Genomic DNA, 1766 nt, shown 5'->3' with positions numbered 1-1766 from the left:
GCTTTATGTCATCAGGAGACTACTGGGAGTGAAGAGGGGTAGTCGGAGGGTGTGACAGAGAGAAGAGCGGGTGCCGGACTCAAGGGCCGGCTGCTGATCATCGGCGGGGCGGAGAACCGCACCTGCGGTTCCGGGCCGCTGGAGACCTTCGTCGAGCTCGCGGGCGGCGAGGACGCGCGGGTCGTGGTGATCACGACCGCGACCGAGGTGCCGGAGGAGGTCGCCGAGGAGTACACCGCCGTGTTCGGCCGGCTCGGCGTCTCGGCGGTCCGCGAGCTGCGGCTGCTCGGCCGGGCCGCCGCCGACGGCGCGGCGACGCTGCGGGCGCTGGAGGCCGCGACCGGCGTGCTGTTCAGCGGCGGCGACCAGTCGCGGATCCGCACGCTGGTGGGCTCGAAGACCAACGAGCTGCTCAAGCGGCGCCTCGACCAGGAGGGCCTGGTCATCGCCGGGACGAGCGCCGGCGCGACCGCCATGGGGCACTGGATGATCCTCGGCGGCCACGGCCACGAGGTGGCCGCGTCCAGCGTGAAGGTCGGGCCGGGCCTCGCCCTGCTCGACAACGTGCTGATCGACATGCACTTCAACGAGCGCGGCCGGCTGCCGCGGCTGATGAGCGGGATAGCGCTGGACACCCGGCTGCTCGGCGTCGGGATCGACGAGGACACCGCGATCGTGGTCGGCGACGGCCGGTTCGACGTCGTCGGCACGGGCGTGGTCACGGTCGTCGACGCGGGGCAGTCCACCGTCGCCTACGCGGCGTCCGACGACGAGCCGATGGCCATGTTCGACGTGTCGCTGCACCTGCTGCCGGCCGGCTGCGCGTTCCAGATGAACGACCGGCTCCCGGAGATCGGCGACATGCGCGGCCCCGCGGAGAGGGGATAGCCGTGCGCCTCGACCACGTGCGCCGCCTGAGCGGCCCGAACGTCTACCTGTCCCGTCCCGTCGCGATCGCCCGGCTCGATCTGCAGGGCCTGGCCGGCCACGAGACCACCGACCACCCCGGGTTCGCCGGGCGCCTGCTGGACGCCCTGCCGGGCCTCGCGGCGCACCACTGCGCGGCGGGCCGGCCCGGCGGGCTGCTGGACGCGATGGCGCGCGGCACCTACTTCGGCCACGTCACCGAGCACGTCGCGCTGGAGCTGTCCGCGGCGATCGGCCGCGAGGTGTTCTTCGGCCGCACCGTCCGCGCGGGCGGGCCCGCCGACTACGACGTCATCCTGGAGTGCCCGCGCGACGAGCCCGCCACGAGCACGGTGGTGGAGCGGCTGGTCGCCCTCGCGCTGCGCACCGTCCTCGGCGCGCTCGCCGGGCACGTGCCCGGCCCGTCCGCCGGCCTCGCCGCCGAGCTGGCCGCCGTCGCCGCCGACCACGAGGGCGAGCGGCTCGGGGTCAGCACCGACGCGCTGGCCCGCGCGGCGCGCCGCCGGGGCGTCCCGGTCCGCCGCGTCGGCGACCTGAACCTGCTGCGGCTCGGGTACGGGCGGTACCGGCGGCTGGTGTGGGCCGCGATGACCGACGCGACCTCGGCGATCGGGATGGAGGTGGCGGGCGACAAGCGGCTCGCGCACCGGATCCTCGCCGACGCGGGGCTGCCCGTCCCCGAGGGGCGGGTCGCGGCGTCGCCGGCCGAGGCGCTGGAGGCGCTGCGCGGCATCGGCGGCCCGGTGGTCGTCAAGCCGCTCGCGGGGCACCACGGCGAGGGCGTCCACGTCGGGCTGACGACCCCGGCGGAGGTCGTGGCGGCGTTCGCGGCCGCGGGC

At 75.6% G+C, this 1766-nt stretch carries 2 protein-coding genes; both read left to right on the top strand.

Annotated elements, in window-relative coordinates:
* Positions 1-51: 51 nt before the first annotated feature.
* Entirely contained in the window at positions 52-888 is an 837-nt protein-coding gene (locus E1200_RS33080) for a cyanophycinase (protein WP_131956575.1), read from the top strand.
* Positions 889-890: 2 nt separating this feature from the next.
* A partial coding sequence (locus E1200_RS33075) for an acetate--CoA ligase family protein (RefSeq protein WP_207933673.1) occupies positions 891-1766 on the top strand: 876 nt, incomplete at its 3' end.

The organism is Actinomadura sp. GC306, assembly GCF_004348665.1.
In the GTDB taxonomy this organism is placed as follows: domain Bacteria; phylum Actinomycetota; class Actinomycetes; order Streptosporangiales; family Streptosporangiaceae; genus Spirillospora.
This window is presented reverse-complemented; position numbering and strand designations above follow the sequence as displayed.